The sequence below is a fragment of the Pilosibacter sp. NGB245 genome (assembly GCF_057397225.1).
This window is the reverse complement of the sequence record NZ_CM171584.1, coordinates 1,572,110-1,594,393: the sequence shown is the minus strand read 5'-3', so window position 1 is coordinate 1,594,393 and position 22,284 is coordinate 1,572,110. Positions and strand designations below refer to the sequence as shown.

Annotated in this window: 20 protein-coding genes; 1 reads left to right on the top strand and 19 read right to left on the bottom strand. The window is 50.7% G+C overall.

Annotated features, from left to right (window positions below):
* Positions 1-116: 116 nt before the first annotated feature.
* Entirely contained in the window at positions 117-770 is a 654-nt protein-coding gene (locus ACXMYH_RS07215) for a YigZ family protein (RefSeq protein ID WP_118296801.1), read from the bottom strand.
* A gap of 358 nt (positions 771-1,128) precedes the next feature.
* Here ACXMYH_RS07215 and ACXMYH_RS07210 point away from each other — a divergent pair, with 358 nt between their 5' ends.
* Entirely contained in the window at positions 1,129-3,822 is a 2,694-nt protein-coding gene (locus tag ACXMYH_RS07210; protein WP_486555785.1) for a transglycosylase domain-containing protein, read from the top strand.
* A 185-nt stretch (positions 3,823-4,007) separates the two neighbouring features.
* On the opposite strand, the gene ACXMYH_RS07205 is transcribed toward ACXMYH_RS07210, so the two are convergent.
* From ACXMYH_RS07205 to ACXMYH_RS07120, 18 genes are all read right to left on the bottom strand, one after another.
* Positions 4,008-5,633, bottom strand: a complete 1,626-nt coding sequence (locus ACXMYH_RS07205; protein ID WP_486554761.1) for an IS1182 family transposase — start codon at positions 5,631-5,633, stop codon at positions 4,008-4,010.
* A gap of 287 nt (positions 5,634-5,920) precedes the next feature.
* The gene (locus ACXMYH_RS07200) at positions 5,921-6,889 is read right to left on the bottom strand and encodes an electron transfer flavoprotein subunit alpha/FixB family protein (protein WP_118320939.1); all 969 of its coding nucleotides are present in this window, start codon (positions 6,887-6,889) and stop codon (positions 5,921-5,923) included.
* Between the two features lie 86 nt (positions 6,890-6,975).
* Positions 6,976-7,752, bottom strand: coding sequence for an electron transfer flavoprotein subunit beta/FixA family protein (locus ACXMYH_RS07195; RefSeq protein WP_118531704.1), 777 nt, complete (start codon positions 7,750-7,752; stop codon positions 6,976-6,978).
* Positions 7,753-7,854: 102 nt separating this feature from the next.
* Positions 7,855-8,991 (bottom strand): acyl-CoA dehydrogenase family protein, encoded by a 1,137-nt coding sequence (locus ACXMYH_RS07190; protein ID WP_118296809.1) that lies wholly within the window; start codon positions 8,989-8,991, stop codon positions 7,855-7,857.
* Between the two features lie 142 nt (positions 8,992-9,133).
* A complete protein-coding gene (locus tag ACXMYH_RS07185; RefSeq protein WP_118531706.1) occupies positions 9,134-10,573 on the bottom strand; it encodes an FAD-binding oxidoreductase in 1,440 nt (479 codons plus the stop codon).
* 139 nt (positions 10,574-10,712) lie between these two features.
* Positions 10,713-12,005: a nickel-dependent lactate racemase gene (larA, locus tag ACXMYH_RS07180; protein ID WP_486555784.1), complete on the bottom strand. Its 1,293-nt coding sequence runs from the start codon at positions 12,003-12,005 to the stop codon at positions 10,713-10,715.
* Between the two features lie 426 nt (positions 12,006-12,431).
* Entirely contained in the window at positions 12,432-13,100 is a 669-nt protein-coding gene (locus ACXMYH_RS07175) for a FadR/GntR family transcriptional regulator (protein ID WP_118531914.1), read from the bottom strand.
* Between the two features lie 255 nt (positions 13,101-13,355).
* Positions 13,356-13,961 carry a bifunctional phosphoserine phosphatase/homoserine phosphotransferase ThrH gene (gene thrH, locus ACXMYH_RS07170; protein ID WP_118513444.1) on the bottom strand — a complete coding sequence of 202 codons (606 nt, stop codon included), beginning with the start codon at positions 13,959-13,961 and terminating at the stop codon, positions 13,356-13,358.
* Between the two features lie 178 nt (positions 13,962-14,139).
* Positions 14,140-15,369: a hydantoinase/carbamoylase family amidase gene (locus ACXMYH_RS07165; RefSeq protein ID WP_486555783.1), complete on the bottom strand. Its 1,230-nt coding sequence runs from the start codon at positions 15,367-15,369 to the stop codon at positions 14,140-14,142.
* Positions 15,370-15,633: 264 nt separating this feature from the next.
* Positions 15,634-16,812, bottom strand: a complete 1,179-nt coding sequence (locus ACXMYH_RS07160) for a PucR family transcriptional regulator (protein WP_486555782.1) — start codon at positions 16,810-16,812, stop codon at positions 15,634-15,636.
* Between the two features lie 537 nt (positions 16,813-17,349).
* A complete protein-coding gene (locus ACXMYH_RS07155) occupies positions 17,350-17,706 on the bottom strand; it encodes a SpoVA/SpoVAEb family sporulation membrane protein (RefSeq protein ID WP_118513449.1) in 357 nt (118 codons plus the stop codon).
* Between the two features lie 120 nt (positions 17,707-17,826).
* Complete coding sequence (locus ACXMYH_RS07150) at positions 17,827-18,876, bottom strand: stage V sporulation protein AD (protein WP_118531712.1); 1,050 nt, start codon at positions 18,874-18,876, stop codon at positions 17,827-17,829.
* 1 nt (position 18,877) lies between these two features.
* Complete coding sequence (locus ACXMYH_RS07145; RefSeq protein WP_275950579.1) at positions 18,878-19,009, bottom strand: hypothetical protein; 132 nt, start codon at positions 19,007-19,009, stop codon at positions 18,878-18,880.
* Between the two features lie 159 nt (positions 19,010-19,168).
* A complete protein-coding gene (locus tag ACXMYH_RS07140) occupies positions 19,169-20,167 on the bottom strand; it encodes a DUF362 domain-containing protein (RefSeq protein WP_486555781.1) in 999 nt (332 codons plus the stop codon).
* Between the two features lie 181 nt (positions 20,168-20,348).
* Positions 20,349-20,789, bottom strand: a complete 441-nt coding sequence (locus ACXMYH_RS07135; RefSeq protein WP_329752008.1) for a SpoVA/SpoVAEb family sporulation membrane protein — start codon at positions 20,787-20,789, stop codon at positions 20,349-20,351.
* Between the two features lie 136 nt (positions 20,790-20,925).
* The gene (locus ACXMYH_RS07130) at positions 20,926-21,348 is read right to left on the bottom strand and encodes a stage V sporulation protein AB (protein WP_118296825.1); all 423 of its coding nucleotides are present in this window, start codon (positions 21,346-21,348) and stop codon (positions 20,926-20,928) included.
* Positions 21,338-21,970, bottom strand: coding sequence for a stage V sporulation protein AA (locus ACXMYH_RS07125; RefSeq protein WP_118320928.1), 633 nt, complete (start codon positions 21,968-21,970; stop codon positions 21,338-21,340). The genes ACXMYH_RS07130 and ACXMYH_RS07125 overlap by 11 nt, the downstream gene beginning before the upstream one ends.
* The gene (locus tag ACXMYH_RS07120; RefSeq protein ID WP_486555780.1) at positions 21,967-22,191 is read right to left on the bottom strand and encodes a hypothetical protein; all 225 of its coding nucleotides are present in this window, start codon (positions 22,189-22,191) and stop codon (positions 21,967-21,969) included. Before ACXMYH_RS07120 ends, ACXMYH_RS07125 begins: the two co-directional genes overlap by 4 nt.
* Positions 22,192-22,284: the final 93 nt, after the last annotated feature.

The window sequence follows — 22,284 nt, the reverse complement described above, 5'->3', positions numbered from 1 at the left end:
ACGGCATGCGAGCGCGAAAGTCTACACCGTACAGATTGCCGCCCTCTATCTTCTCTTCTGCCATTTCCGTGGGAAATCAGCCCTCAGCCTCTTATGTCCTGGTGCTGATGGCTGGTCTAGAAAAGGATCACTTCCTTATTAAGTGTGCCGTACCACACCTCGTCGCCCTTTTCGATCTTCGCGCTGCCGCTCGTTCCTTCCGTGATCTTCTTTTCCAGACCGTCGTAAGCAGCAACCGGGACGAGAACGGAGAATTCCACCTTATCTGTATACACGCTGTCGAGCACCGTCATGTTTTCCTGCCCGAGAATATACTGGATCTTTCCGACTCCCGTGTAATCGGTCACGATTTTCATCTCAAAGGCGCGCTTCTTCTCCACGATCTCGGAGGCCGCAAGTCCTTCCTTCACCGCACCCGAATAAGCCCGTACAAGTCCTCCGGTCCCGAGCAGTGTTCCGCCGAAATACCTGGTCACCACAACGCAGACATTGTGGACATCCTCGCCGAGGAGCACATCGAGCATCGGGCGTCCCGCCGTCTGGGCAGGCTCCCCGTCATCGCTGCACCTGGTCAGTTCGTGGTTCATCCCGATTGTAAACGCCTGGCAGTTGTGGCGGGCATCCCAGTATTTCTTCTTCATCTCCGCGATAAATGCCGTCGCCTCCTCCTCGGACTCCACCGGCTTTAAGTTCGCGATAAAGCGGGATTTCTTCACCTCAGTCTCCGCCGTTCCGCCTTTATACAAAATTTTTACGCTGTCAGCAGCCATATCTTATCTCCTTTTTCAAAAGTCAGCTCAGCCATTCCCTGCTTCCTGTTTTCATTTGCATATGACAGAAAATTTCCGCCGAAATGTACAAATGCAACCAATCCAACGGTGTATTTTTCTATGTTCCCTGTATATAGCTGAGTGTCGTTTCTGAATTCCACATCATGGAAAGTCGCCCATGATATTTATCTTTTTGTCATATTTTTGACGAATCCGACCACAAAATGTAATTTTTCCTTCATATTTCCCCACTTTGCGGTCAAAAATATCATAATACAAACCAAACTTTTCCACAATAACTATTTATAAATGAAAGAAACTTTGCTATAATTAGGGAATGACAAAGGAGGCATCCTGAATGAATTATGGAAAAAACGAGGTGGAAAAGGCACTCTGCAAAACAAATTCCAGGGCTCAGAAGATTACCTCACATCTGGTACTTCTTCTCACAAAGATCATCCTGATCCTTGTCCTGTTTGCGGCGGTGCTTGGGATCAGCTTCGGCTACGGGATCTTCAAGGGCGTGATCGATGCGGCCCCGGAGATTGATGTGGCGAGCATCGAACCAAGCGGTTATGCCACCATGGTCTATGACAGTAAGGGAAACCTCACGGAAACGCTCGTAAAATCCGGAGCGAACCGTCTTGAGGCATCCTACGAGGAACTTCCCCAGTGCCTGATCGACGCCTTCGTTGCGATCGAGGATTCCAGGTTCTGGTCCCACAAGGGCGTTGACGTCCGTTCGATGGTCCGTGCGGCCGTCGGGATCATCACCGGCGACTCCAGTGCCGGCGGCGGAAGTACCCTGACCCAGCAGCTCATCAAAAACAATATCTTTGAAGGCGGAAATGAGGACACCTTCGGAGAAAAGCTTGAGCGAAAGATCCAGGAGCAGTATCTGGCGATCCAGTTAGAGAAGATCATGGATAAAAAGATCATCCTCAAAAACTATTTAAACACGATCAACCTTGGAAACAACACCCTGGGCGTAAAGGCGGCGGCTCTCCGCTACTTTGACAAGGACGTCTCGGAGCTCACGCTCTCAGAGGCAACGGTCATCGCCGGTATCACCCAGAACCCGTCGAGATTCAACCCGCTCTCCGAAAACGGAAGAAAGCGCAACGAGGAAAAACGCCGCGTCATCCTCCAGTACATGTACGAGCAGGGAAAGATCACGAAGGACGAACAGGAAGAGGCTCTCGCCGATGACGTTTACTCCCGCATCAAAAACGTGGATATCGTCACAAAGGAGACCCAGACTCCGTACTCCTACTTTACCGACGAGCTGATCGACCAGGTGTTAAAAGCATTGCAGGACAAAAAAGGCTACACGGAGACACAGGCCTACAATCTCCTCTTCTCCGGCGGTCTTGAGATCCACACCACCCAGGATCCTGATATCCAGTCCGTTGTGGATACGGAGATCAGCAATCCTGAAAACTATGACGTGGTCTACTACTCGATCGACTATCGGCTGTCGATCCAGCACGCAGACCAGACAACAACGAACTATTCTGATGAGACTTTAAAGACATATTTCCGCAAGGATCTCGGAGAATCTAACTTTGACGGCCTGTTCACCTCGAAAGAAAAGGCGGATGAGGCGATCGAGAAATACCGGACGGCGATGACAAAGGAAGGCGATACGATTCTCGGTGAATCCGTACACTACGTACTCCAGCCGCAGGCGTCCTTCGTCCTCATTGACCAGTCCAACGGCTATGTAAAAGCCCTGAGCGGCGGCCGCGGGCAGAAAGAAGTCAGCCGTTCCTTAAACCGTGCGACAAACACGCTCCGCCAGCCTGGATCTACTTTCAAGGTCATCACATCCTTCGCTCCGGCGATCGATACATGCGGAGCTACCCTCGGAAGTGTCTATTATGATGCTCCGTACACGATGGGAACAAAGACATTCCGGAACTGGTACAGCAGCAAAGGCTATATGGGCTACAGTACGATCCGTGACGGTATCGTCTACTCCATGAATATCGTTGCCGTGCGCTGTATGATCGAGACTGTGACACCTCAGCTCGGCGTGGAATACGCGAGAAACCTCGGGATCACCTCCCTGACGGACAGCGATTACAACGCCTCTACCGCTCTCGGCGGTATTACAAAAGGTGTTTCCAACCTGGAGCTGACGGACGCGTTCGCTGCGATCGCAAACGGCGGTATCTACACGAAGCCGGTCTTCTTCACCCAGATCCTGGACCACAGCGGAAAAGTTCTTCTGGAGAATGAGCCGGAGACAAAACGTGTTCTCAAGGATTCCACCGCATTCCTTCTCACGGATGCGATGGCACAGTCGATGGAGAGCAGCCGCATGTTCGCCTCCTCCGGAGTCAGCTTAAACTCCACCAGTGCGGTGGCTAATATCCCGGGGATGTCCAATGCCGGTAAATCCGGTACGACAACGAGCAACAACGATATCTGGTTCGTCGGATTTACCCCGTATTACACGGCGGGAATCTGGTCCGGATGTGATGATAACCAGAAGATCTCCGCGATCGGAAGCAGCACTTCCTACCACAAGAAGATCTGGAAAAAGATCATGACAACAATCCACGAAGGACTTGCAGATACCGGTTTCCCGGTTCCGTCTTCCGTCACGACCGCCCAGATCTGCCGGAAATCCGGAAAACTCGCGATCCCAGGCGTCTGCGATCATGACCCGAGAGGAAGCGCCGTCTACACGGAATATTTCGCAAAGGGGACAGTTCCCACCGAGGTCTGCGATCATCACGTCCAGCTGACCGTCTGCAGTGAATCCGGCGGTCTTGCGACCGAATACTGTCCGGAAAAGACCACGAGAACCTTCATGGTGATCCCGGAAGGTGAGTCCGGCGGAACGGATGATTCAAAGTACCGCTCACCTGGAACCTGCACGATCCACGGATCGTCTTCCGTTGTAGTCCCGAGCGATGAGACGTCTGATGAAAACAGCTCCTCTCAGGCTGAGACCACGCAGGAAACGGTTCCCGAGACCACAAAGGCAGCGCCGAAATCGCCGCTTGACCAGGTATATATCCCGAGAGGTCCCGGATACGAATAAAATCCATAGGAAATGGGGCTGTCGCATTAGCAAATATTTTTTGCTGGGCGGCAGCCCTGCTTTATGCCCAAATGGCATCGAAATCGGTCACGTTTTCGATGCCATTCTTTATAAACGCAGTTCATTCCCAGGCATCCCTTTCGGCATGCCTTATTTCAGGCTGTTTTGTTTTCAACTATCAAAATCTATGCCCTTTTTAATGGAAAAAGATAACTTCCCGTTCTTCCGGTCTGAATCTTGCAATGAAGCTTATTGATATTTCGTCCCATCGCCAGAAGGATGCTCTCTGCCAGTGCATTTGCCTTTCCACGATACAGATATCTTCGAAAATTCATGTCCTCTTTTACGTCAGCAAAAGAACCTTCTGCCTGAATACTGCGATTCATACGGAGCATCGTTCCATACTCACTTGTGATCCGTTCCAGATCTTCTGCGCGTTTCTGGCTCATTGTTTTTGAAACCATCAGCACTTTATTGCGCTTTTCCATAGGTGTTTTGCAGTTGTTTCCCTTGATACATTCCGTTTTATAAGGACAACCAGTGCAGTCTGGGCTTCTGTAATAAGTTTTTACACTGACATATCCGCTAGTTGTTTTACTTCTGCGTTCATTTGTGACAGTTAGTTCCCTTCCGTTGAGGCAGATGTAGCTGTCTCTGTCTGCATGGTACTCCATGTTTTCCCTTCTACTGATGTCTTTTTTGTATTTTCGGGTCTTCGAAATCTCATAGTTCTGCGGCTTTATATAGGCGGTCTGTCCGTTTTCCTCAATGAAAAGATAGTTCTCTTCACTTTCGTACCCGGCATCTGCAACGACTTCTGAATACTTAAATCCCAGGTGATTCTCCATGTCTTTCAAAAACGGGATCAGGGTACGTGTATCGGTAGGGTGCGGGCTGATATCGATCCATGTGATGTATTCGGAATCCACTCCATGCTGAATGTTATAAGCAGGCTTTAACTGTCCATTCAGCATCGCGTCCTCTTTCATTCTCATGAAGGTTGCGTCAGGGTCTGTTTTGGAATAGCTGTTTCTATCCCCAAGCGTATACAGCTTTTTTGTATATTCCTTTAGTTTCTCCAGATATTGATCCAGCTGTTCCAGAGATTTCTGTAATTGTGTTTTTCTACGCCCGATTCCATGTACAAACACAATTCCCTCCTGCACTTTTATGCGGCACAACTGCTTCTTTAACCGTTTTAATGTGTGGATGGATATCCGGTCATGGTATACGGTCCTGATTCCATAGAGTTCTTCGCATTCAGCCACAAAAGAAGATAGTTTTGTGTATAACCGGGCCTGATTTTTCGTAATAGCCCGTTTCCATACAAAGGTATATTTATTGGCTGCAGACTCGATCTTGGTGCCATCAATAAAAATGGTCTTTCCTGAGATCTCACCAAGAAGATAGAGCAGATCTGACATTTGGGCAAGCAGTACCTTTGCACAAGCCGAAAAATGCAGGGAGATAAAACGCGCGATCGTTGCATGGTCAGGAGCCGGCATTCCTTCCAGGAGGTACATAAAGTTGATATCCCGTTTGCATGCCTTTTGGATATCCCTGCTTGAGTAGATTCGATTCATTGCTGCATAGATGACGAGTTTCAGCATCTGACGCGGCGTTGCCTGATTTTTTCTGATCCTGCTGTAAGTTTTATACAGTTCAGAAAGGTCCATTTCCTCCACAAAGGCACTTACCAGACGAACCGGATCATCAGATGGAATAGAAATCTCTAAATCCAGCGGAAGTTTGATTTGATAATACAGAGAAAAAGAGGTATAATCTCTCTGTATTATTTTGTTTAGTCGCATAAACTGATTATACCACGAACGCCGGGCTTTTCGAAGCTCGGCGTTTTGTGTTGGAAATATGAAATGAGCTGCCGCACGTTAGTGCGACAGCCCCATTTTTATGAGCATATATCCGGTTTCCCTGTATACAAAAAAGAGTCTGAGACGTTGCATAAAAGTAAGCTCTTTTCCATTAAGAAAAATCCCCCGGCACTTTCCATACCGGGGGATTTTTCTTAATTTACGCGAAGCGTGTTTTCATTTACATCATGGCATTTTCTGTAAATTCTGACTGTGATCCGCTCGCTTTATTCTGCTTTTCTCTTCTTCATCTCTTCGATCATCACCGGAAGAACCTTTGTGACATCTCCGACAATTCCGACATCGGCCACATCAAAGATGGATGCGTCCTCATCTTTATTGATCGCTACGATATATCCGGAACCGATCATACCGGATACGTGCTGGGTCGCACCGGAGATTCCGCATGCGATGTAGAGCTTCGGAGCGACGATCTTGCCGGACTGTCCGACCTGGTGGGCTCTGGATACCCAGCCCTCCTCGATCGCCGGTCTTGTAGCGCCTACAACGCCTCCAAGTACCTCTGCAAGCTGTTCCACAAGAGCAAAATTATCCTTGCTTCCCATTCCTCTTCCGCCGGATACGATGACCTGGGCTTCCTCGAGGTTGACGCTCTCAGCGATCTCCTTTACAGTCTCAACGACCTTTGTGCGGACATCCTCTGCTGTCACATCCTCATCTGCAACCTCTCCGCTCCTGCTCTCATCCAGATTCTTTGCGAAGGATCCGGAACGGACAGTCGCGATATGCGGAAGGTTTTCTCCCATCTTCATGTCGTTTAATACATTTCCGTTGTAGGAAAGTGTTGTGTAAACACCGTCTGCAGTGATCCCTGTCACATCCGTCGCACAGCCGGACTCAAACGCTGCCGCAACTGCCGGAGCGATCATCTTTCCTTCCGGTGTTCCTGCCATGTAGAGAGCCTTCGGCTGATATTTTTCCACAAGCTTTGTAAGGATCTCTGCTTTCTCTGCTGCCTGAAGCTCATTGCTTCCTGCTGTGAGGACTTTTGCCGCTCCTGCTGCGATCACAGGCTTTGTATCGGTATCTTTCCCGAATACGACTGCGAGGACTTCCTCTCCTGCTGCTTTCGCAAGCTCTGCTGCCTTGCTGACTGTCTCGAGTGCAGCTCCGATCGCAGCGCCGTCTGCGCTCTGGACGCAGACCATGATATTCTTTCCATCTGTATATTTCATTTTTTCATTTCCTTCCACGACTAGATTGCTGCAGTTCATGAACATTTCTGCCATGAACTGCATTCAGACCGGCAAATCAGGCAGTCTTAGAGCGCCTTTGCCTCATCCATCATGGCAAGTGCCTGGTGCACTGCCTCCTCCGGATCTTCCACCTTGATCTTTGTTCCTGCAGCTCTCTTTGCCGGCTCATAGACCTTGAGGACCGTTACCTGAGCCTCTGCCTTTTCTGCCGCTGCGAGCTCCTCGATCGGTTTCTTTCTCGCTGCCATCTTGCTCTTGATCGTCGGATAGCGCGGGTCATACTCCGGCTTATTGACGGTCACAACGCACGGAAGAACGGACTCGATCATGCGGTAACCTTCCTCAGTCTCCTGTTTTGCTGTCACTTTGCCCTCGCCGGCTGTGATATCAACGATGTCAGCAGTTACCGGAACGTCAAGCTCCTTTGCGAGGATCGTTCCAACCTGTCCGGATGCAAAGTCTGTAGTCTCCTTGCCGCAGAATACGATGTCAAATTTCTTTCCTGTCTTCTCCTCGATCTCTGCTTTTGCGGCCTGGAGTTCTTTTGCGATGACCTCCGGATCCGCATTCTGATATGCGTCATCTGCTGCCAGATATGCATAGTCAGCGCCGACTGCCAGACAGTTCTTTAAAGAGTTCTTAACGCTCTCATCACCGATAGAAAGAACTGTGACCTCTCCTCCTGCTGCCTCTTTTAAGCGGACTGCCATCTCCAGTGCATATGTATCAAATGCGTTTACGACCGGTGTCACACCGTCGAGCGCCGGTGCGCCTGTCTTCGGATCCAGAGCGATCTCTACGGAATCGTCCGGAACCTGTTTTACACAAACTAAAATTTCCATGTTATCCTCCAAACTTATTCGCAGCTGTTCAGTCCCCTCACAGGTATTACGGTCAGCGCAGCAAGTGCGCAGACCTGCTGAACAGTTCCCTTATTTCATTATTTATTTCCCGATCACATTATTTGCAACAACGATCCTCTGTACCTCGTTGGTGCCCTCAAAGATCTGGAAGATCTTCGCATCTCTTAAGAGCTTCTCGACCGGGTATTCTCTGCTGTAGCCGTAACCGCCGAACATCTGGATCGCCTCGGAAGCAACTTCCATCGCAATGTCGGATGCGTAGCATTTCGCGATCGCGGATTCCTTGCTGTACGGAAGTCCCATATCCATCTTTGTCAGGGCATGTGCGACCATCTGACGGGCAGTCTCGGTCTTGATCTCCATATCGGCTACCTTAAACTGTAATGCCTGGTTCTTGATGATCGGTTTGCCGAACTGGATCCTCTCTTTGCCGTATGCGACAGCCTCATTGATGCCTCTCTGTGCAATACCGGTCGCCACGCAGCCCATCCATGCACGCGCCTGGTCGAGCGTCTTCATTGCGATGCCAAAGCCCTTTCCTTCCTCACCGATGAGGTTCGCTGCCGGGATCCTGCAGTCTTCCAGAACAACATCGCAGGTGTTGGAAGTACGGATTCCCATCTTATTCTCCTCATGGCCGGTGGAGAGACCCGGAGTCCCTGCATCGATCAGGAACATGGAGATTCCCTTTACGCCTTTGGACTTATCTGTCATCGCCGTTACACAGTAGAAGGAAGCGACGCCGCCGTTTGTGATGAAGCACTTTCTTCCGTTTAATACATACTCATCGCCGTCTTTGACTGCGGTCGTCTTGCCTGCACTGGCATCGGAACCTGCACCCGGCTCTGTTAAGCAGAATGCACCGAAACCGCCGTCGAGAACGAGGTCGCAGACATGCTGTTTCTGCTCTTCATTCCCTGCGATCAGAACCGGCTTCATTCCAAGGCCGCTCGCAGAGATCGTGGTCGCAAATCCGGCATCTGCGATCGCCATCTGCTCGATGAGTGCTGCTACATCCACACGGGAAAGTCCCGGTCCGCCGTACTCTTCCGGAACCTCGAGAGCCTGATATCCCTGCTCGATCGCTTTCTCATAAATTGCCTTCGGCCATTCGCCGGAAACATCGTATTCTTTGCACTGTTCAACAACTTCTTTGTCACAGAAATTTTTTACATCCTGCAGGAGATCCTGCGCTTCTTCAGAAATTAAATATGCCATAATCGATTTCCTTTCGTGTCTCTTTTTGTTTGACCGGTGCGTGGGAGCACACCGGCCGGCAGTTATTTGACAAATATGGTGTACGGCGGCTGCCAAATGGGGAGGAAAGCGGCTGCCGCCGGGGGGAATCATAAACGGATCGTTATGCCTCTTCCTTCGGGTCATAACAGATCTTGCCCGGATTTAAGATCATCTTCGGGTCGAAGGTCTCCTTGATACCGCGCATCAGGCGCATGTTGACCGGACCGGCAAACTCTGCGAGGTAGCCTTTCTTTCCGAAGCCGATCCCGTGCTCACCGGAGATCAGGCCGCCGAGTTCTGCTGCCTTCTTGTAGATGTCTGCCATAAACTCGGAAACTTCTTTCTTGAAGGTCTCCTCATCCAGATCGTTCGCGCAGGTGTAGATATGTAAGTTGCCGTCTCCTGCATGTCCGAAGCTCTTGACTGCGAAATCATATTTCTCGGAAACACCTTTGACATATGTCAGATATTTTGCGATCTGGTTGACCGGAACAACAACGTCGCACTCGTCGAGGAGTTTTGTCTCCGCCTCGATCGCCTCGAGGAAGGAGCTTCTCGCTGCCCATGCATCTTTCTTCTTTGCAGGTGTGTCCGCAACGAGAACATCGACTGCTCCCGCGTCAAGAACAATTTCAGCAACCTGCTCGGTTAGCTCTTCCAGCTGGTCCATGCTGTCACCATCGAATGTCACAAGAAGGTAAGCACCGATGTCAACACCTTCGACCTGCTTCGGGAATACGCTCTTTCCGAGATAACGCTCGGAAGCGAGGACGATCTCTTTCTCCATGAACTCCACTGCCTGCGGCTGGAAATGATTCATGAAGAACTTCGGAACGGTCGCGATACAGTCTTCCAGGTTCTCATACGGGATGATCAGGCTGATCGTCTCCTTCGGAGCCGGGATGAGTTTTAAGGTGAGCTCGGTGATGATGCCGAGTGTTCCCTCAGAACCGATCATCAGGTTCAGCAGGCTGTAGCCGGTACTTGTCTTGGAGACCGTCGCGCCCATTTTTACGATCTCACCTGTCGGAAGGACAACCGTCATCGCGCGCACGTAATCTCTTGTGCATCCATATTTTACTGCGCGCATGCCGCCTGCATTTGTGGAAACATTGCCACCGAGTGTTGCGAATTTTTCACCCGGATCCGGCGGATATAAGAGTCCCTGTTTCTGTGCGTCTTCCGCGAGGTCGTTTAACAGAACGCCCGGCTCTACGCGGACAACAAAGTTTTCAAGGTCATATCCGAGGATCTTGTTCATCTTGGTCATGTCGATCATGACGCCGCCATCAACAGCAACCGCCGCTCCGGTAAGACCGGTTCCTGCTCCTCTCGGGATCACCGGGATGGAGTTCTCATAACAGACTTTCACGATCGCTGCAATGTCCTCTGTGGTTGTCGCCTCGATCACAACCTCCGGGATTCCCTTTCCGTAGATCGGCATCTCATCATGAAAATAGTCGCTGTTGATCTCCTCACCTGCGTATACTTTTCCCGGAACGATCGCTTTGAACTGTTCCAGGATCTCAGGCGTCACCTGATTGTACTTCTTTGCTTCCATGTTTGTTTCTCCTCTTCTCATATCCTAAATTTTCAGTCATTCGGATTCAGATTTATGAAACGGGTCCATGCCTTTTTCTCTCAAATCTGTTTTCTGACAGGTTTTCTAAGTTTCCGGCACTTTCCGTATTGCTGTCTTTCTATTTTTTCGTGTTTCTCACGATCACGGATACCCCGTCCGGGATCACGGTGATCCCCGCATCCGTTTTGCCAAGGTACGCATCCGCCATCCGGATCGCTTCCTCCACACTTTCCGCGTAATCCATCTGCATATCCCGCACCATGGATTCCGGTGCACCAGTCACCATGATCACCTTGTGTTTTAAAAGGATCCTGCACAGGATCTGTGCTTCCCACTGATCCGGGATCGTCTTCTCCATCGGTGTGTCGAGAAACTGCTTCATAATCTCATTTTTGTCTCTTCCGCCTGCAAAGGTGTCATAGAGAGACTGACCGCCGTGACCCTGTCCGCACTCTGCGACCATGATGATCACTCCGTCCGGATTGCAGGTGGCCTCCGCAGCCGTCATTCCCTTTACCGACTGGTAAATGTTCTGGTCGAGCGGGTAACCTCCGTTTGTGGAGATCACGATGTCTGCCGGGATCGCGTCAACTCCGGAAAGTTTATCGACGAAGCGGCATCCTTCTCTGTGTGCCTGATCGAAGTCCCCGGCATACGCCCGGATGACTTTCTTGTTCTCATCGAGGACCACATTGACGATGAAGGCAAGCTTCAGGGTCTTTGCCGCAAATACCATATCTTTGTGGATCGGATTTCCATCAAGGATTCCCGTTCTTGCATTCGGACTGTCGATAAATTTGGAGCAGTGGTTTGCCATGACCGTCTCCGCACTGGAAACTCCCGGAAGAATGCTCTTTCGCCCTCCGGAAAATCCGGCAAAGAAATGCGGTTCGATAAAGCCCTCCGAGATCAGAAGATCCGCCTCCACAGCGATCCGGTTGACCTTTAAGATCCCGCCGGACGGGAGAACTCCCATCTCCTTCATCTCCTCTTTGTTGTGGCTTTTATGTACTACAAAGCGGATATCGTCGCGGTCCAGGTATTCCTCACCGAACTTATCTGCCAGCTCCTCTCTCGTGGTCTCCCTGTGGAAACCTGTCGCGATCAGAACTGTTAATTTCGCATTCGGATTGCCTTCCTTGATCTCCTTTAACATTTCCGGAAAAATCACTTTGCTCGGGACCGGTCTCGTGTGGTCACTTGCGATCAGGACGATGTTGTCTTTTCCCTTCGCAAGTTCTCTCAGACGAGGTGATCCGATCGGGTGCTCCATCGCATCCCTCACGATCTCGCGCTCCTGTTTCTCTGCATGGTATCCATGCGCTCCGGAAACTAGGATCCCCCGCAGCCGCTCGTCCGGAATACAGACCGTCTTGTTCTCTCTTCCGTACGGAAGTGTGATGTTTGCCATATTCCCCTCCAGTCTGACATGAAATGTCGTTTCCTGTCTTTCCTGTCCTTTTCCTGCTATCTTTTTGATCGTATCGATCATCGTTTTTATTGGTAGTACCAATCATATTGTTTTTAAAACAATGTGAACATTTGTTTTTACTATGCGCACACTGTTGTTTTTTCGCTTCTTATTGGTAGAACCAATTAGTCTTAAAAAATAACTGCTCTCATAAGCAGTGTATTTTTTCTGATACAAGGATAGCGCTGTCTTGTATTTTTGTCAAGACATTTTGTTTTTCTTTGCATGAATTTCGCACAGATTGTCTGATTTTTGTCAATCTCAGGAAGTCTGCTCCTCTTTTCTTTCTCCGTGCTCTGCAGGCCGGATCTCTTTCCAGTTCCTCTGAATCGTTTACGATTCCTGATTCCGGTTCTCTCCTGCTCCTTACATATACTGATAAATATAATGGAAATGGAGTTTCAGTCCCTCTCGTGCCTTCTCGATATTTCCTTCCGCAAAACCTTCCGCCAGCGTCCGGTGCGCACGGCTCAAAAACTGTTCGCTGTGCATTCCTTCGATAATCTTTCCGCGCATCTTCGGGATATACTCATCCATGATCTTATTGAGTGCTTTATAGTTCGCGATCATGCAGAGATTCCCGCCCGCCTCGATCAGAAGATAGTGGATCGCCTTGTCCCAGCGGACACGCTCCTCCTCCGTCTCAGCATTCTCCAGGTTTTCCAGATATGTCATCATTTTTTCGCGCTGCTCCGCGGTTGCCTGACGGACCCCGCTCTCAAGCGCTCCCCATTCCAGGGTGGACCGGAATTCCGTGATCTTATCCACATCGATCTTTTTTAAGATGAACATGAATGAGAGCATCTCCGCGAGGATCTCATCAAAATTTCCGGAGACATAATTCCCGGCTCCCTGCTGGCTCTCCAGGACTCCCATGTTCTCCAGGATCCGGAGTCCTTCTCTTGCAGAGTTGCGGCTGATCTCCAGTTTCTGGGCGAGCTCCCGCTCCGGAAGAAGTTTTTCTCCCGCCTGGATCTCTCCGCTTCCGATCCCTTTCTTTACATATTCAATGACTTTTTCATAGGATTTCTCCATCGTTTCTGATCCTTTCCCCAAATCATTTCCTGTCCGGAACCGTCATGCCTTTCACGCTCCGCATTCCGAATCGGCAAAATCCGCGACCCCATTGGTATCATACGGAATTTTTCCTATTCAGGACAGAAAAAAGGAATGTGCCATGGCACATTCGTATGTCCTTCGCAGCCGCCGGCAGCTCCTTTCGGATGCATGATAATTGAAAGCCGCAGCCGGTATCATGTACCGGCTGTAGTCTTTCACGCCTTTCCGTTATTACGCTTCCATTGCCTTTTTGATCGCATCAAATAATTCGTCATATGTCTCATATGCCGCAAGCTCCGGGTGATCCTTTTTGATCTGCTCCGTGCTGCGGAATAAGAATCCCGCCTTGCTCGCCTCGATCATTCCGAGGTCATTGTAGCTGTCGCCGCTCGCGATCGTCTCAAATCCGATCGACTGGAGCGCCTTTACCGTCGTATACTTCGACTTCTCGATCCGCATTTTAAACCCTGTGATCGTTCCGTCCGGGGCAACCTCCAGAGAGTTGCAGAAGATCGTCGGCCAGCCGAGTTTTTTCATCAGCGGCTTTGCAAACTGCGTGAAGGTGTCACTGATGATGATAACCTGTCCCATCTCACGAAGCTTGTCCAAAAACTCTTTCGCGCCCGGGAGCGGGTCGATCTTTGCGATCGTCTCCTGGATCTCCTTCAGACCAAGACCGTGTTCCTTTAAAATTCCAAGTCTCCAGTTCATCAATTTATCATAATCCGGCTCATCTCTCGTCGTTTTCTTAAGCTCCGGGATCCCGCTCTCCTCCGCGAATGCGATCCAGATCTCCGGCACGAGAACTCCTTCCAGGTCAAGACACACGATATCCATAATCAGTTCCTCCTCATTGATCGTACTTCTATGTCGCAATGCAGATATTATACCATCATCCACTGTAAAAATCCAGAACTGCTTTCTGATCGTGTCCACAGAATTTCACCCGGAATTTCATTGTGCACCGAATTTTTCTCCTGCATGTACCCGAAGGCACCACACTCAAACTCACTGCCTATTCCTGTCCCTGCAAACCGGCGACTGTTTTCAGATATTCATACATCACCCGCGCCCCGTCACAGATACTTGAAATTTCTGCGTGCTCGGATGGGTTATGGGAAATTCCGCCACGACACGGGATGAATACCATGCCAGTGTCGCAGATATCTGCAAAAGACATGGAATCATGGCCGGCACCGCTCGGCATTCTCCGGCTCGAGATCCCGAGCTTCTTTGCCGCCTGTTCCAGGCCGTCTTCCACCTCGGAGCTCATCCTGATCGGCGGGATGCTGTTGATCTTTTCCGCCACATACTCAACGCCGCGCTTTTTGCAGCTTTCCCGCACAGCGGCCTTGAAATTCCGTTCCATGCAGTTTAAGCTGTCCTGATCGATCCCGCGCATGTCCACGCCGATCTCTACACGTCCCGGGATCACATTTAAAACGTTCGGATAATTCTGGATCACGCCGACGGTTGCAACGGACTGGTACGCAGATTCCTGCTTTCCGATCTTTTCTAACTCCAGGATAATCTCCGCCGCCGCACACAGCGCGTCACTCCTCATGTCCATCGGCGTCGCTCCGGAATGTTCCGCCATTCCTCTCAAATACACCCGGTACCGGATCGGTCCCGCGACCGTGCCGACGATCCCGACCTCCGTCTGATATTCCTCGAGGACCTTTCCCTGCTCGATATGGAGTTCCAGATAACGCCCCACACCGGAGATCTGTTTCGGATGAAGGTTCAGACCGCGGCTGGCAAAGATCTGCTCCAGAGTCTCCCCGTTTTTCGCAGTCAGATGTCCGATATCCTGCTTGTAGACTTCCTTCGTGATCAGTCCGCTTCCGATCGTACAGCAGCCGAAATTGCTCGACTCCTCACAGCGGAATGCACCGACCCGCAGCGGGATCCGGAGACCGTCCTCCTTCGCCCACTTCATCACCATAAGTCCCGCGATCACACCCGCGACGCCGTCATAGCGGCCGCCGTCGATCACGGAATCGAGATGCGAACCGATCAGCGTATACCCCATCTCATCCGTATTGGCCACATAGGTATTTCCGACCTCATCCGTATGGATCGATCCGCCGAGTTCCCTTCCGAGTCCTTTGAAGACCTCATGCATCGCGTCCTCCGTCTCCGTATAGCCAAGTCTTGTCACACCTCCCTGAGGCGTGCTCCCGATCTCATAAAAACTCTGAAACAGTCTTTCACAGTACTGAATATCCTTGGGTTTATGCTTCATATGCGCTTCCTCCTGCGTATGCTCATGTTTATCGTAACTGTCCGCCTGTTCTCCTTCAGGAAACAGATTTCCAGTATGCTTTTTCTGATAATATCATTATAAACGCAAAATACTCAGAATCATATGTGTATTACGACAAAAAAAGAGGATTGTTTTTGGCGTTACAGACAAACAACGCCTTCCACCCGGATCATGGTTTTCCGTTTTTCATTTTCAGGGAATCGAAGTCATGTAAACCAAGAAAGAACCCTGCATTCTATACTGCTATACCCCCGCTCCCAGCTTCCACGCCAGTACCGCCATATAGATCATAAAATTGTCCTCCGGTTTCTTAAGATCCAGCCCCGTGAGCGCCTGGATCCGCCCCAGGCGGTATTTCACGGTATTCTTATGTGCATGGAGAAGTTCCGCTGCCTGATCGAGGTTTCCGGAACAGCTAAAATAAGTTGCAAGTGTATCGAGGAACTCCTGACTCTCCACAGGTTTTAAGATTTCTTCAAATGTTTTTCCCTTTCCGGACTCAAAAAACTCCTGAAGCGCACAGAATGCCCGGACTTTTTCATACTGACAGACACTCGTCTCCGGCCAGAGCTTTCTCTGGACCCGGATCGCCTGAAACGCATCGCTGTATGTATCCCGGATCCCGGTAAGACCTCTCCGGACTGATCCGGCCGCACAGACGATCCGGTCCGCCCCGGCATCCCAGAGTTCCCGGATCTTCTCCTCCGTAAACAGATCCGCAAGGACCATCCTGACCTTGTCCTCCGTCTCTCCCTCTGCCAGGAGAAGATATCCCTTCTTTAACGGGATCCGGATACACTCCGTGATCTCCGCTCTCTCCCTAAAGAGTCCAAGAACCGCTCTGGCAAGAAAACGGATCCCCTTCCAATCCTGCTCATCCGGCACGACCATCTTCCTAAAATTGATCACGACCGCCGCAAACCAGTCATGCTCCACATCCATCCCAAAAAGTCTCCCGCGCTCCGCCATCAGGACCCTGTCACTGTAATTCTCGTATAGAATATCCTTCACATACTTCTCCAGGATCGCCGAATTTCCTTCCTCCTCAAAGATCAGGTTCATCACGTTCACGATAATATCAATATAAGGAAGAGCTTCCGGCAACTCCAGGATCGGCAGCCCCACTTCATCCGCCTCTTCCCGCACACGATCTGAGATACACGCCACATACGGCCCCGTCTTCACCGCGATGCAACAGCAAATGTCCGCGACCTCCCGGATCAGCGCACACTGCTCCTCCTCACTCTTCCTCACAGAATAAAAACTCGTGATCAGAAAATCATTCCCCTTCAACCACTGCCTGATCTCCGGAACCTCCATCACCGTCACATGCTCCACTTTCCCAGAAAGCCCCGCTTCCCCTGCAAGGACACGCACTCCCCGCATGACCGGAAGCTTCAAAACATCACTCACCCTCGCCATAAACGATCCTGTCTCCTCCTGTCAGTCATCCCACACCATATCCATACGATAGACTCCCCACATACAGCATCCCCTCCATGAGCCATCCATCTTCCTCCGCTCCGGCAACACTGACCAGTATTCTCATAATGTATGATTATAACGTATATTCGCAAAAGATTCCATGTATTTTTACATGCCGCCATCACTCTTTATCCCCTGGAGAAGAAACATCCTTTACTGTGCAAAATCATCTATCATACCTCCTCATCTCCCCACATTCCAAACATCCGCGCCTTTTTGCCCTTCCAGGGCAAAAACAGCCCACCCATGCCAATACACAGCGGCGGGGAGACTCCGGGCACGGACCGCCTGATTCCGGGAGCTGGCTTCCTCTTGGCTCGCAGGAGAATGCGTTGGATAGCTGCGGACACTTGTCTGAGCGCAGCGAGTTGTGTCCGCAGCTATCCGCCTTTAGCATTCTTCTGCAAGCCTAGAGGAACCCTCCCGGAATCCACCAAGCGTCCGCGCCCGGAGTCTCCCCGCCGCGTACCCCCCCTATTCCTTCATCCCCGGCCGAAACACGATCGCCCCCAGATACCCAAACACCAGCGCCCCGCTGATCCCGACCGCACTCGCCGTAAATCCTCCCTTAAAGATTCCCAGCACACCATCCTCGCTCATCGCCTTCACAACGCCTTTCCACAGCGTATTTCCAAACCCTAAAAGCGGAACCGTCGCTCCGGCCCCCGCCCACTCTGCAAACGGCTCATAAACGCCAAGGAATCCCAGAACACTCCCGCTGACCACCAGCAACACCATGATTCTCCCCGGCATCATCTTTGTCTTTTCCATCAGGATCTGCACCAGCATGCAGATCAATCCACCGACCACAAACGCTTTTATATATTCCATAGTGGCACCTTCTCCTGATATAATTCTCTAATATAAAAATCTCCAGCAGTTATTTTCAACCTCATAGCTACTACTGCGCGCAGTGAACACTACCTTCAGCCGCACAGCCACCGGCACAAGCTACGACACCTCCAGCACCACCGCATGCGCGATCCCCGGCACACTCTTCCCCTCATTAAAACTCACCGTCGAAAGCAGCGCTCCCGTAGGCAGAAACAGCACCCGCTTCCACTCCCCGCTCCGGATCTTCGGCAGAATATATCCGCACAATACCGCAGCCGAACACCCGCAACCGCTTCCTCCGGCGTGGGTATCCTGCTCCTCCGGTGAAAACATCTCAATCCCGCAGTCCATATACCGGCTCTCGATCCGGTATCCCGCCTGCATGAGATAATCGAGAAGAAGTCTCCTTCCGACAGTCCCGAGATCACCGGTGATGATCTGATCGTAATGCGTCTCATCCACCCCGAGATCCCGGAAATTCCTGACGATCGTATCGAGCGCCGCCATCGCCATCGCCGCGCCCATGTTCATGGAATCATGAAAATCCATGTCCACGATCTTTCCGGTCGTCACCGCCGTGATCTTCGCAAGCGGCGGCTCCTCTCCCCGATAACTCCCGGAAGATAGGATCACCGCACCGCAGCCTGTCACCGTCCATGTCGCCGAATACGGCCGCTGATTCCCATACTCCAACGGAAACCGGAACTGCTTTTCCGCCGAGGCAAAATGGCTGGACGCGCTCACGAGCACATGGTCTGCGAATCCGCCCTCCACGCACATGGCACCCAGCCCCAGTCCTTCTCCCATCGTGGAACAGGCCCCGTAAAGTCCGAACATCGGGATCTCCAGATTCACATTCCCGAACGACGTCGCAATGAGCTGAGCCAGAAGATCGCCCGCAAACGAGTACCGGATCTCCTCCCTGGAAAGCCCGCTCTTTTCGATCACAAGCCCCGCAGTCCTGCTCTGAAGCTCGCTCTCCGCCTCCTCCCACGTTTTCTTCCCCAGCATGGGATCCAGCTCCACCCGGTCAAAACATGTCCCCAACGGCCCGTCCCCCTCCTTCTTTCCCACGGTTGAAGCTGCGGCGGTAATCACTGGCGGAGTTTCAAATACAATGCTCGCCCGACCCCGCTGTTTTTTTCCTTCTCCTGTTTTTCCTTTCATTTCATTCCTGCTCCTGTCTTTTATTTCTCAGCGGATATTTGCAATCCGCTTTCGCTGCCTGCTCATAGCCAAACAACCGTTCCGCAACTTCTCCCATATGATCTGCTGCTCCGGTTTTCCCGTTGCCATTCATGGTCAAGAAGTTTCCGTACACTGTGACAGCATGCAAATGTTTGATACCGATATCTTCCCCAAAATGAAAAAAAAGATGCGGAAATCCAGCACTCTCTGAATTTCAGCATCTTTTTCATTTCCATATTTTATTTCCATATCTGCGTTTCGCGCGTTACGATCAGCCCTCAAACGGCTTTACATCTTTGACTGCTTCCTTCGGAATGATCTCATGGTCCTCATCATCGATATCGATGAGTTTATACTTGTCGTTGCCCATGTGGAGTTTCTTCATATAGGAAAGCTGGCGAAGACCATGGCGGGTCTCCATGCGCTCTACGAGATCTTTATGCTGATCTTCCTTTAATGCGTACACAAGGTCCACGGAAGCCTGATCCGCGGCAAGGATATCGCGGGACGCAACAATTCCGATGTTCGGTGTTACGACCGGAGCAGCCGCACATCCTTCACAGTCACAAGATACGGACATGTTGCGGAGAACATTCACGAATGTGATGTGTTCACCGAAATGGTCCACAACTGATTTCGTGGATTCCGCGATGCGCTCCATAAGCTCTTCCATGCTGATGCTCCACATATTGTCGGAACCCTCTACTGTATGGATCATTCCCTTTCCGATCCGTCCGTCCGCACAGCCGATCCCGATATTCTTATTGGAACCGCCGAAACCGCCCATCGTGTGACCTTTAAAGTGAGTCAGGACAACCAGGGAATCATAATCTGCAAGATCTTTTCCCACAGACATCTCGGTAAACCATTTTCCGCCCTTTACCGGGAACATCGTCGTTCCGTTCTCATCCAGGATATCCACCGGGCAGAATGTCCAGCCATTGACCTTTAAAGTCTCTCTGTGCTGTTCTGTCGTATAGCGGTCTCCCTCATAATATGTATTCGTCTCCACGATCGCTGCATCCGAAAGATCCTTCTCGACCAGTTCCTTCACCCATGTATGCGGGATGATATTCGGACCGTTCTTCTCGCCTGTGTGGAGCTTGATCCCAATCTTTCCCTCGATCTTCTCATTGACGCGCTCGTAGATCTTTCTCAGACCTTCCGGGGAGAGATCTCTTGTAAAGTATACAACAGACTCCTCCCCCGTTCTCTCTTCATATGGAATATAATGTTCTCCGCCGGTTCCCGGTAAAATTTTCTGTGCCACAATGTCCTCCTTTTTGTGATAAAAAGTTTGCGGCTGTTCTTTTACACAGCCGCATAAGTTCATTTTCTGATATGATTATAAAACTTAAACTTAGGTTTAAGTCAAGGACTTTTTAGCTAAAATATTGTAAAATACAAAAGCATACGAAGAGACCGTTCGACTGTATAAGATCCGAATTTTCCTAGAATCTCCAGAAAAATTTCACCATTCCGAGTACCCAGCTCGCAAAGACCCCATAGAGGATCACCGGTCCGGCGATCGTAAAGATCTTGCAGCCGATCCCGAAGACATGGCCCTCCGCCTTATATTCGATTGCCGGCGAAACCACCGAATTTGCAAAACCGGTGATCGGAACGAGCGCTCCGGCACCGCCGAATTTTACGATTTTCTGGTATATATGGGTTCCCGTGAGGATCACGCTGAGTCCGATGAGACTTAAGGTTGTCCATGATGCAGCGCTCTCTTTTTCGATACCGAAAGACATATAGACAGAAATCAGAATCTGCCCCAGCATGCAGATCAGTCCGCCGACCAGGAATGCGCGCCAGAGATTTTTCCAGGTGTTGTGGACCGGCGTCACCTGCTTTACATAGTTTCCGTATTCTTTTTTGTCGATCTCCATAAGTTTCACCTCATAATTTTCAACTCAGACACACATACACTCCGGCGCAGAATTTCAACCGCCACAGAGGCTGACAGGCACTTTGCAGGATTTCTATGCAGCCATGGGCTTTTTGCTGCCCGAAAGCAGCTTTTCATTATCCAAAATCTCTTATAAAATACACTGCTGCCCCAAACGCTTTCCCCGCTGCCACAGCCAGGATCACATACTGAAGTCCCACCGCAAGCCGGATCCGTCTGTTTAAAACAGGGAGCGCCTTTAACGTCTCCGCAAGTGACATCACGAGACAACCGACAAAGATCCCCACAGACATGCCGCATATTACAAGCACGATTCTCCCAGGAAACGGAAACGGTACACGGTAGAGATCCGCCAGATTTCCCCATACTCCCCCGAGGATCAGCAGTGTCTCATAGAGCAGCACATGTTCTGCCGTGTGCGTCACACCGATGAGCCGCGGAAAAACACCGATGATCGCAAGAAAGGCAAAGATTCCGGCCGCAATGACAGCACCCGCTCCGAGACCCGCAAACGCCAGGAGTCCAAGTCTAAGATACATCGATCCCCGACTCCTTTCTCCCGCCGTTTTTGATCAGCGTCTTATTCAGGTTTTCCTCGTACAGGCGCATCTCCACCTCGATCGGAGTCGGATCCACCGTGATCTTCCAGGATGCAAAATGATTGAAAAACAGCAGGATCCCCACTGCAAGTCCTACGGAGTAAGATGCCTCGAGGATCGTCGGCCCGTCCGCCCGTGTCCCAATGACCATCTCGTAGAGCTTCGCGAATACATCCGTCACATTGGCGTCATTGTTGAAGGTCATGATCGCAAATGCTGCCCCGAAAAAAGCCACCGCAGAGACAAGTCCCGTCTTCATCCACTCCCAGAGGCGGCTTTTCCTCCTTTTCGCCCGGTATGTGACAACAAAATCTGTTTCTCCGAGATTGTCCACCTGGATATTCTGCCCGGTCTTCTCGATCTTTTCCACAAGATCCATGACGTTTCCGACATAGGCCGCCTCCTTTCCCTCTCCGGAAAATGAGGTGACCTTCACGGCTTTCGCCTTCGCCTCCGCAGCCCTGTCGCTGCTGTGGACATCTGCGATCATCCCCAGATACACTTCTGTCTCGTAAACCTCTTTCACCTGAGGGATTTTTAAGTAGACAGTCGTACTGCTCATGCCTTCCACGGCTTTCTTTCCACGTCCTCAAGTGTCTTTAAGATCCCTGTGACACTCCCTTTCCGGACTGGAGCTTCCGCCCCCGGAACCATCACAAACGTCCCGGACTGCTCCGCATGTTTCGCCGGAACCGCCACAAGAAAATACCAGAACGCAAACACCAGAGCCGCCAGCGCCAGCACCGCAAAAATAATCTCCACATAGTCTTTCAACGGTTTCATTTCACATTCCACCTTTTCATCCAAACTTTTCTGTCAGGAGAAGGATGCGCAGGATGGAATGGTTTTATGCAGAGTTTTCTGAATCAATGTCAT

Coding starts and splice junctions, on each gene's coding strand:
- ACXMYH_RS07215 (WP_118296801.1), bottom strand. CDS start 770: ATGGCTGCTGACAGCGTAAAAATTTTGTATAAAGGCGGAACGGCGGAG.
- ACXMYH_RS07210 (WP_486555785.1), top strand. CDS start 1,129: ATGAATTATGGAAAAAACGAGGTGGAAAAGGCACTCTGCAAAACAAAT.
- ACXMYH_RS07205 (WP_486554761.1), bottom strand. CDS start 5,633: ATGCGACTAAACAAAATAATACAGAGAGATTATACCTCTTTTTCTCTG.
- ACXMYH_RS07200 (WP_118320939.1), bottom strand. CDS start 6,889: ATGAAATATACAGATGGAAAGAATATCATGGTCTGCGTCCAGAGCGCA.
- ACXMYH_RS07195 (WP_118531704.1), bottom strand. CDS start 7,752: ATGGAAATTTTAGTTTGTGTAAAACAGGTTCCGGACGATTCCGTAGAG.
- ACXMYH_RS07190 (WP_118296809.1), bottom strand. CDS start 8,991: ATGGCATATTTAATTTCTGAAGAAGCGCAGGATCTCCTGCAGGATGTA.
- ACXMYH_RS07185 (WP_118531706.1), bottom strand. CDS start 10,573: ATGGAAGCAAAGAAGTACAATCAGGTGACGCCTGAGATCCTGGAACAG.
- larA (WP_486555784.1), bottom strand. CDS start 12,005: ATGGCAAACATCACACTTCCGTACGGAAGAGAGAACAAGACGGTCTGT.
- ACXMYH_RS07175 (WP_118531914.1), bottom strand. CDS start 13,100: ATGGAGAAATCCTATGAAAAAGTCATTGAATATGTAAAGAAAGGGATC.
- thrH (WP_118513444.1), bottom strand. CDS start 13,961: ATGGATATCGTGTGTCTTGACCTGGAAGGAGTTCTCGTGCCGGAGATC.
- ACXMYH_RS07165 (WP_486555783.1), bottom strand. CDS start 15,369: ATGAAGCATAAACCCAAGGATATTCAGTACTGTGAAAGACTGTTTCAG.
- ACXMYH_RS07160 (WP_486555782.1), bottom strand. CDS start 16,812: ATGGCGAGGGTGAGTGATGTTTTGAAGCTTCCGGTCATGCGGGGAGTG.
- ACXMYH_RS07155 (WP_118513449.1), bottom strand. CDS start 17,706: ATGGAATATATAAAAGCGTTTGTGGTCGGTGGATTGATCTGCATGCTG.
- ACXMYH_RS07150 (WP_118531712.1), bottom strand. CDS start 18,876: ATGAAAGGAAAAACAGGAGAAGGAAAAAAACAGCGGGGTCGGGCGAGC.
- ACXMYH_RS07145 (WP_275950579.1), bottom strand. CDS start 19,009: ATGAATGGCAACGGGAAAACCGGAGCAGCAGATCATATGGGAGAAGTT.
- ACXMYH_RS07135 (WP_329752008.1), bottom strand. CDS start 20,789: ATGGAGATCGACAAAAAAGAATACGGAAACTATGTAAAGCAGGTGACG.
- ACXMYH_RS07130 (WP_118296825.1), bottom strand. CDS start 21,348: ATGTATCTTAGACTTGGACTCCTGGCGTTTGCGGGTCTCGGAGCGGGT.
- ACXMYH_RS07125 (WP_118320928.1), bottom strand. CDS start 21,970: ATGAGCAGTACGACTGTCTACTTAAAAATCCCTCAGGTGAAAGAGGTT.
- ACXMYH_RS07120 (WP_486555780.1), bottom strand. CDS start 22,191: ATGAAACCGTTGAAAGACTATGTGGAGATTATTTTTGCGGTGCTGGCG.